An 8,170-nucleotide genomic window follows, 5' to 3' on the forward strand; every position below is an offset into this window, starting at 1 on the left:
GGGCCGGCCACCGACCGGTACGGCTGCTGCACGGCGGGTGGCCGGCCTGGCTCGCCGCCGGCCTGCCCACCTCCACCGAGGCGCCCGCCCCGCCACCGGGTGACGTGACCGTCCGCCCCGGCGCCCTGCCGGTGCTGGACACCGCCGCTGCGGCGGCGCTCGCCTCCGCCGACGAAGGCGTCCTCCTCGACGTCCGGGCCGCGCCCCGCTACCGGGGCGAGACCGAGCCGATCGACCCCGTCGCCGGGCACGTGCCGGGCGCGGTGAACCTGCCCGCCCCGGAGTACGTCACCGAGGGGCGCTTCCCGGCCGCCGAGGCGCTGCGCGAGCGGTTCGCCGCCGCCGGGGTGACCGAGGGCACGCCGGTCGGGGCGTACTGCGGATCCGGGGTGACGGCCGCGCAGGCGGTGCTCGCCCTGCACCTGGCGGGGCGACCGGACGCCGGGCTCTACGTCGGCTCGTGGAGCAACTGGGTGGCCGACCCGGACCGGCCGGTGGCCACCGGCGAGACACCACAGCGCTGAGCAGCGCGTGCGGTGGGCGGCGGGCGCTCGTGCGACGATAATCCCATGTCGGACGACACGGTGGTGGTGTGGGACGAGGCCCTGCTCGCCTACGACATGGGGGAGCACCCACTCGACCCGGTGCGGGTCGAGCTGACCATGGCGCTGGCCCGGGAGCTGGGTGTCCTCGACCGGCCCGGGGTCCGCCTGGTCCGGCCGACGCCGGCCGACGACGCGCTGCTCGCCCGGGTGCACCAGCCGGACTACCTGGACGCCGTCCGGGCCGCGCCGCGCGACCCGCTCTTCGCCGGCTACGGGCTGGGCACCTCCGACAATCCCGTCTTCGAGGGGATGCACGAGTCCAGCGCGTTGATCGCCGGGGCCAGCGTCACCGCCGCCGAGGCGGTCTGGCGGGGCGAGGCCCGCCGCGCGGTGAACGTGGCCGGTGGGCTGCACCACGCCATGCCGGACCGGGCCGCCGGCTTCTGCGTCTACAACGACCCGGCGGTGGCCATCGCCCGCCTGCTCGACCTGGGCGCCGAGCGGGTCGCGTACGTGGACGTGGACGTGCACCACGGCGACGGCGTGCAGGAGATGTTCTACCGCGACCCGCGGGTGCTGACGGTCAGCCTGCACGAGACCCCGCTGGCGCTCTTTCCCGGCACCGGCTTCCCCGACGAGACCGGCGGCCCGGGCGCCGAGGGCAGCGCGGTCAACGTGCCGTTGCCGCCCGGCATCGAGGACGCCGGCTGGCAGCGCGCCTTCCACGCGATCGTGCCGTCGGTGCTGCGGGCGTTCCGGCCGCAGATCCTGGTCACCCAGTGCGGCGCGGACGGGCACCGGGCCGACCCGCTGGCCGACCTGCACCTGACCGTCGACGGGCAGCGCGCCACCTACCTGGCGCTGCGGGCGCTCGCCGACGAGCTCTGCGAGGGGCGCTGGGTGGCCACCGGCGGCGGCGGGTACGCGCTGGCCGAGGTGGTGCCTCGGGCCTGGACGCACCTGCTGGCGATCGCCAGCGGCGATCCGATCGCGCCGGCCACGCTGACCCCGCCGGCCTGGCGGGAACTGGCCGCGAAGCGACTGCCCGGCTGGGAGATCCCGCTGCGGATGACCGACGACGCCGACCCGGGGTACGAGCCGTGGCAGCCGACGGGCGAGGCGACCTCCGTGGACCGGGCGATCGCCGCCACCCGCAAGGCGGTCTTCCCGCTGCTCGGGCTCGACCCGCACGACCCGCGCGACTGAGCCGGTGGCCTGGGGAGGGGACCGACCGGTGACCACTGTCGACCAACCGGTGGACGTGCTGCTCAGCGACGGCAGCACCGTCCAGCTGCGCCCGATCCGCCCCGCGGACGGGCCGGAGATCGTGGCGATGCACTCGCGCTTCTCCGAGCGCACCCGCTACCTGCGCTACTTCTCCCCGTACCCGCGCATCCCCGACCGCGACCTGCAGCGCTTCGTGAACGTCGACCACCGCGACCGGGAGGCCTTCGTGGTGCTCGCCGGGGACCGGATCGTCGCCGTCGGCCGGTACGAGCGGCTCGGCCCGGAAGCCCCGGAGGCCGAGGTGGCGTTCGTGGTCGAGGACGCCTACCAGGGGCGGGGGATCGGCTCGGTGCTGCTGGAGCACCTCGCCGACGCGGCCCGGCGGGCCGGCATCGTGCACTTCGTCGCCGAGGTGCTCCCCGCCAACGGCGCGATGCTGCGGGTCTTCTCCGACTTCGGCTACCAGGTCCAGCGCCAGTTCGCCGACGGCGTGGTGCACCTGAGCTTCCCGATCGCCCCGACCGAGTCGACGCTGGAGGTGCAGCGCGGCCGGGAGCACCGCACCGAGGCCCGCTCGATCGCCCGGCTGCTCGCCCCGCGCGGCATCGCCGTCTACGGCGCCAGCGCCACCGGGCAGGGCGTCGGCGCGGCCGTGCTCGGGCACCTGCGCGACGGCGGCTACCCGGGCGCGATCGTGCCGGTGCATCCCAGCGCGGCCACCGTGGCCGGGCTGCCCGCGTACCCGTCGGCGGCCGACGCCGGTCTCGACATCGACCTGGCGGTCGTCGCCGTGGCCCCCGACGCGGCGGCCCTGGTGGTCGCGGACGCCGCCGCCGCCGGCGCGCACGGCCTGGTGGTCATCTCCGCCGGCTTCGCCGAGGCCGGGGGCGAGGGCGCGGCGGCGCAGCGCGCACTGGTCCGCGCCGCGCACGCCGCCGGCATGCGCGTGGTCGGCCCGAACTGCCTGGGCGTGGCCAACACCGACGAGAAGGTACGCCTCAACGCCACCCTCGCCCCCGTCCTGCCGGCTCCCGGCCGGGTCGGCCTGTTCAGCCAGTCCGGTGTGTTCGGCGTGGCGCTGCTCGCCGAGGCGCAGCGGCGCGGGCTCGGCCTGTCCAGCTTCGTCTCGGCCGGCAACCGGGCCGACGACTCTGGCAACGACCTGCTCCAGTACTGGCAGGACGACCTGGGCACCGACGTGTTCCTGCTCTACCTGGAGACCTTCGGGAACCCGCGCAAGTTCGCCCGGCTGGCCCGGCGGATCGGCCGGGACAAGCCGGTGGTCGCGCTCGCCTCGCTGGCCCGCCCGGCCGGCCTCGGCGCCCGGCCGGCGCTGGACGCCGCCGCGGTCAGCGCGCTCTTCGCCCAGTCCGGGGTGATCCGGGTGGACACCGTCGCCGAGCTGCTCGACGTCGGTCTGCTGCTGGCCCGCCAGCCGCTGCCCGCCGGCCCCCGGGTCGGCGTGGTCGGCAACTCCTCGGCGTTTACCGGGCTCGCCGCCACCGCCAGCGCCGCCCAGGGGCTCACCGTCGCCGACGGGTACCCGCGCGACGTCGGCCCGCACGCGGGCACCGCCGAGTTCAGCACGGCACTGGCCGAGGCGACCGCGGACCCGGGGGTGGACGCGCTGGTCGCCGTCTTCGCCCCGCCGCTGCCCGGCCAGGTCACCATGGAGGAGGCGGACTTCACCGCCGCCCTGCCGACCGCGCTCGCCGCCGGGAAGCCCACCGTGGCGACGTTCCTGGCCGGGCGGGTGCCGGCCGGCGTGCCGGCGTACCCGAGCGTGGAGGAGGCGGTGCGGGCGCTGGCCCGGGTCACCACGTACGCGGCCTGGCTGCGCCGGGACCCGGGCACGCTGCCCGACCTGCCCCGGGTGGACCCCGTTGCCGGGCAGGCCGCGCTGCGCGCCGACGCCACCGACCCGGCCGGGCTGCTCGCCGCGTACGGGATCGACGTAATCGGCTCCGCGCCGGCCGCCACGGCCGGCGAGGCGGTCGCCGCCGCCGACCGGCTCGGCTGGCCGGTGGCGCTCAAGGCCGCCGCCGCCGGCCTGCGGCACCGGCTCGACCTCGGCGCGGTACGCCTCGACCTGGCCGACCCGGTCGCGCTGCGCCGCGCGTACGCCGAGATGGCCCCGGTCTTCGGCCCGGACGTGCTGGTCCAGCCGATGGTCCCGCCCGGCGTGGCGTGCGTGGTGGAGCTGATGGAGGACCCGGCGTTCGGGCCGGTGGTCGGCTTCGGACTGGGCGGCGTCGCTACCGAACTGCTCGGCGACCGGGCCTGGCGGGCGGTGCAACTGACCGACCGGGACGCCGCCGAGCTGGTCGACGAGCCACGGGCCGCGCCGCTGCTGCGCGGGCACCGGGGCGCGGCGCCGGTGGACCGGGCGGCCCTGGTCGACCTGCTGCTGCGGGTCGGCCGGCTCGCCGACGAGCAGCCCCGGGTCCGGTCGCTGACGTTGAACCCGGTGCTGGCCCGGCCGGACGGCATCTCGGTGCTGCACGCCAGCGTCCGGATCGGCTCGGCGGGCGCCCGCCCGGACACCGGCCCCCGGCGCCTCTGAGTCGCAGCTCAGCCGCGGCTGGAGATCTGCTGCACGCCCCAGGCGTTGCCGTCCGGGTCGGTGAAGAAGACGAAGCCCACATTGTCCAGCGGGTGCGGCACCGGCCGGGGATTCTCGCCCAACACCTGGATCTCGCTGACCTCCACGCCCCGCGCGACCAGCTCCGCGCGGGCCTTCTCCAGGTCGGGCACCACCAGTTGGAGACCCTTGAGCGAACCCGGCGGCATGTCGGGCACCGCGCCGCGGCCGATCACGACCGAGCAACCGGAACCCGGGGGAGTGAGCTGCACGATGCGCACGTCGTCGCCGATGCGGGTGTCGTGGTCGACGGCGAAGCCGAGCCGGTCGGCGTAGAACTCCTTGGCCCGGTCCACGTCGCTGACCGGTACCACCACCACTTCCAGCGTCCAGTTCATCCGCCGACCTTGCCCGACCGGTACGACCAACCCAAGCGCCACACGCCGAAGGCCCCGGCGAACCGGCGGTTTCGAGGGGTCGTTGCAACACGAGGTCTAGCTGCTGACGGCTAGGAGCTTAGCGAGGCGCTCGGCTGGGGTGTCCCAGCCGAGCGTTTTGCGTGGGCGGGCGTTGAGTTCGGCGGCGACGGCGGCGAGGTGTTCGCCGGTGTGGACGGCCAGGTCGGTGCCTTTGGGGAAGTATTGGCGCAGCAGTCCGTTGGTGTTCTCGTTGGAGCCGCGTTGCCAGGGTGAGTGCGGGTCGCAGAAGTAGACCGGCATGTCCGCGGCGATGCTGAACTCGTGGTGCATGGCCATTTCCGCGCCTTGGTCCCAGGTCAGAGACCGTTTCAGGTGGTGCGGCAGGGTGGCCATGGCGGCGAGCAGGCCGTCACGGACCCGGTCGGCGCTGCGGCCGGCGCCCAGGTGCACGAGCAGGACGTAGCGGGTGGCGCGTTCGACGAGGGTGCCGATCGCGGAGCCGTTGTCCTTGCCGATGATCAGGTCGCCTTCCCAATGACCCGGGACGGCACGGTCGTCGGCCTCGGCGGGCCGCTCGCTGATCATCACCATCGGATGAGTGAAACGGGGCTGGCGCTGCCCGGGCTGACGGCGCGGGCGTCGCACCACCCGGCCGGTGCGCAGCGCGGCGCTCAGTTCCCGGCGCAACTCGCCGCGGCCCTGGACGTAGAGCGCCTGGTAGATCGTCTCGTGTGACACGTGCAGCTCGCTTCGCTCGGGAAAGTCGCGGCGCAGCCGACGGCTGATCTGTTCCGGGCTGTGCTTGCAGTCGAGCATGCCCTGCACCAGGGAACGTAACTGCGGGCAGGCGGCGATCTTGCCGAGCTTCGGGCGAGGCCGCCGACTGTCGGCGCGTTGCTGGGCCGCGTAGGGCTGGTAGTCGCCGCTGTCCGGATGCCGGTTGCGGCGGATCTCCCGGCTGATCGTGCCCGGCGACCGTCGCAACTCAGCGGCGATCGCCGCCTGAGAGGCACCCTCGCGCAGCTGGTCAGCGATCACGATCCGCTCGTCCTGCGACAGATAGCGGCCCGACACGGCCGAAGGCCGGGCAGCAGGACGAGATACGTCCTGCTGCCCGGCCTTCGCCTGGCTCATGCGCCCGTAGCGCCAGCGGTGACCAGTCTTGCGATTGATCCCGACCAGCCGACACGCTTCACTCGTACTCACACCCCGCGCCACAAGATCCAAATATGCCTGGCGCTCCGCGCGAAGCTTCTTACGACCCTGCGGCCGACGATCCCCACGGATCTCGAACACTGCAACCCCTGATCAGGTCAGGCGTTGCAACGATCCCTAGAACCCAAGACCGCCGGGGCCTTCGGATCGGGGTCGGGTCAGCAGGCGTACGCCTCCAGCCGCTGCGCCCGCTCCGGCGCGCGCAGCTTGAGCAGCGTCACCTTCTCGATCTGCCGGATCCGCTCCCGGGACAGGCCGAACTCCTTGCCCACCTCGTCCAGGGTGCGCTGCCGGCCGTCGTCCAGGCCGAACCGCAGCCGGATCACCGCCTGCTCCCGCTGGGAGAGGGTGGCCAGCACGATGCTCACCTCGTTGCGCAGCTCACCGTTGGCGGCCGCGTCACCCGGCTCCTCGCGCGGGTCCACCGCGGCGACGAAGTCACCCAGCGCGCTCTCGCCGTCCTCGCCGACGGCCTGGTCCAGGCTGACCGGCTCCCGGTCGTACGAGATCAGCTCGATCACCTGGTACTCGGGGATCTCCAGGGCGACGGCCACCTCGGCCACGGTGGGCTCCCGGCCCAGCGAGACCGACAGCTCGCGGCGGACCCGGACCATCCGGTTGACCTGCTCGACCATGTGCACGGGGATGCGGATGGTGCGGGCCTGGTCGGCCATCGCCCGGGTGATCGCCTGCCGGATCCACCAGGTGGCGTACGTGGAGAACTTGTAGCCCTTGGCGTAGTCGAACTTCTCCACCGCGCGGATCAGGCCGAGGTTGCCCTCCTGGATCAGGTCCAGGAACGCCATCCCGCGCCCGGTGTAGCGCTTGGCGATGCTCACCACCAGCCGGAGGTTGGCCTCCAGCAGGTGGTCCTTGGCGGCGCGGCCCTGCGCCACGATCAGCTCCAGGTCACTCTTCAGCTCGGCGGAGACCGGGGTGCAGGCGGAGAGCTTCTCCTCGGCGAACAGCCCCGCCTCGATCCGCTTCGCCAGCTCGACCTCCTGCGCGGCGGTCAGCAGCTTCGTCCGGCCGATCCCGTTGAGGTACGCCCGGACGAGGTCGGTGGAGATGCCGCGCTCGTCGGTCGCGTCCAGGTCGGTCAGGGTCTCCGTGCCGTGCCCGGCGTCGATGGTGGCGGCCGGGCGCGTCTGGTTCTCGATCATCTGCTGGGCCATCTCAGTCTCTCCCCGTGTCCGCTTCTGTGCCGCGTACCGGCCCCAGTGGTGCCGGTGACAGACAGCTTTCCAACCGGGGCGTGAAACGGGAGTGAGGCGATCGGGGACCCGACAGCAATCCGGTCGGTTGCCGGGTGTCGTCACCGGGTCCGCTTGCCGGCGACGGTTACCGTGCCAGCGGTCGGCCACCGGGGCCGGCCGGAACAGGCGACGGAGGACGTGGTGGTCTTCAAGCGGCTCATGCAGGCGATGGGTGTGGGTGGTCCCTCGGTGGAAACCGTGCTGGCCAACCCGAACTGCCGTCCGGGCGGTCAACTGGAGGGACGGATCCAGGTGGCCGGCGGGGACCACCAGGTGGACGTCTCCTATGTGGCCCTCGGCCTGGTCACCCGGGTCGAGGTGGAGGGCGCCGACTCCGAGTACGACACCACGCAGGAGTTCGGCCGCCGCCAGGTCACCGGCCCGTTCCGGCTGGAGCCCGGCCAGCGGTACGACATCCCGTTCCGTTTCGACGTGCCCTGGGAGACCCCGCTGACCGACCTGTACGGGCAGCACCTGCACGGGATGACCATGGGTCTGCGTACCGAGCTGGAGGTGGCGCGGGCCGTCGACAAGGGCGACCTGGACCCGGTGGCGGTGCACCCGCTGCCGGCGCAGGAGCGGCTGCTGGAGGCGCTGCTGCGGCTGGGCTTCCGGTTCGCCCGGGCCGACGTCGAGCGGGGGCACATCTACGGCGTACGGCAGAGCCTGCCGTTCTACCAGGAGATCGAGTTCCACCCGGCGCCGCAGTACGCCCGCGCGATCAACCAGCTGGAGCTGACCTTCATCAGCGACGCGCAGCAGACCCAGGTGGTGCTGGAGATGGACAAGCGGGGCGGCATCCTCACCGAGGGGCGCGACGCCTTCGGCCGCTTCACCGTCGACCACGCCACCCTGGACCGCACCGACTGGGCCGCCCAGCTCGACGGCTGGCTCCGCCAGTCCATCCAACGCCGCGGCCTCTTCTTC

General features: G+C 73.8%; 7 protein-coding genes. 4 read left to right on the forward strand and 3 right to left on the reverse strand.

Annotated elements, in window-relative coordinates:
- The 3 genes from KBX37_RS32475 to KBX37_RS32485 form a co-directional block, all read left to right on the forward strand.
- Nucleotides 1-524: sulfurtransferase (locus KBX37_RS32475; protein WP_210779656.1), on the forward strand; the 524-nt coding region annotated here is incomplete at its 5' end.
- 45 nt (nucleotides 525-569) lie between these two features.
- Complete coding sequence (locus KBX37_RS32480) at nucleotides 570-1,751, forward strand: acetoin utilization protein AcuC (protein WP_210779657.1); 1,182 nt, start codon at nucleotides 570-572, stop codon at nucleotides 1,749-1,751.
- 28 nt (nucleotides 1,752-1,779) lie between these two features.
- Complete coding sequence (locus KBX37_RS32485; protein ID WP_210779658.1) at nucleotides 1,780-4,335, forward strand: bifunctional GNAT family N-acetyltransferase/acetate--CoA ligase family protein; 2,556 nt, start codon at nucleotides 1,780-1,782, stop codon at nucleotides 4,333-4,335.
- Between the two features lie 8 nt (nucleotides 4,336-4,343).
- Here the strand turns inward: KBX37_RS32485 and KBX37_RS32490 are convergent, their stop codons facing one another.
- From KBX37_RS32490 to sigB, 3 genes are all read right to left on the reverse strand, one after another.
- Complete coding sequence (locus KBX37_RS32490) at nucleotides 4,344-4,751, reverse strand: VOC family protein (protein WP_210779659.1); 408 nt, start codon at nucleotides 4,749-4,751, stop codon at nucleotides 4,344-4,346.
- A gap of 96 nt (nucleotides 4,752-4,847) precedes the next feature.
- Nucleotides 4,848-5,978: an IS30 family transposase gene (locus tag KBX37_RS32495; RefSeq protein ID WP_374103940.1), complete on the reverse strand. Its 1,131-nt coding sequence runs from the start codon at nucleotides 5,976-5,978 to the stop codon at nucleotides 4,848-4,850.
- Nucleotides 5,979-6,145: 167 nt separating this feature from the next.
- Nucleotides 6,146-7,162, reverse strand: a complete 1,017-nt coding sequence (gene sigB / locus KBX37_RS32500; protein WP_374103939.1) for an RNA polymerase sigma factor SigB — start codon at nucleotides 7,160-7,162, stop codon at nucleotides 6,146-6,148.
- 222 nt (nucleotides 7,163-7,384) lie between these two features.
- On the opposite strand from sigB, the gene KBX37_RS32505 reads away from it, so the two are divergent.
- Nucleotides 7,385-8,170, forward strand: a 786-nt coding sequence (locus KBX37_RS32505) for a sporulation protein (protein WP_210779662.1), incomplete at its 3' end; no start/stop codon positions are given.

The sequence above is a fragment of the Micromonospora sp. U56 genome (genome assembly GCF_018070095.1).
GTDB lineage: Bacteria > Actinomycetota > Actinomycetes > Mycobacteriales > Micromonosporaceae > Micromonospora > Micromonospora purpureochromogenes.

Coding starts and splice junctions, on each gene's coding strand:
- sigB (WP_374103939.1), bottom strand. CDS start 7,162: ATGGCCCAGCAGATGATCGAGAACCAGACGCGCCCGGCCGCCACCATC.
- KBX37_RS32480 (WP_210779657.1), top strand. CDS start 570: ATGTCGGACGACACGGTGGTGGTGTGGGACGAGGCCCTGCTCGCCTAC.
- KBX37_RS32490 (WP_210779659.1), bottom strand. CDS start 4,751: ATGAACTGGACGCTGGAAGTGGTGGTGGTACCGGTCAGCGACGTGGAC.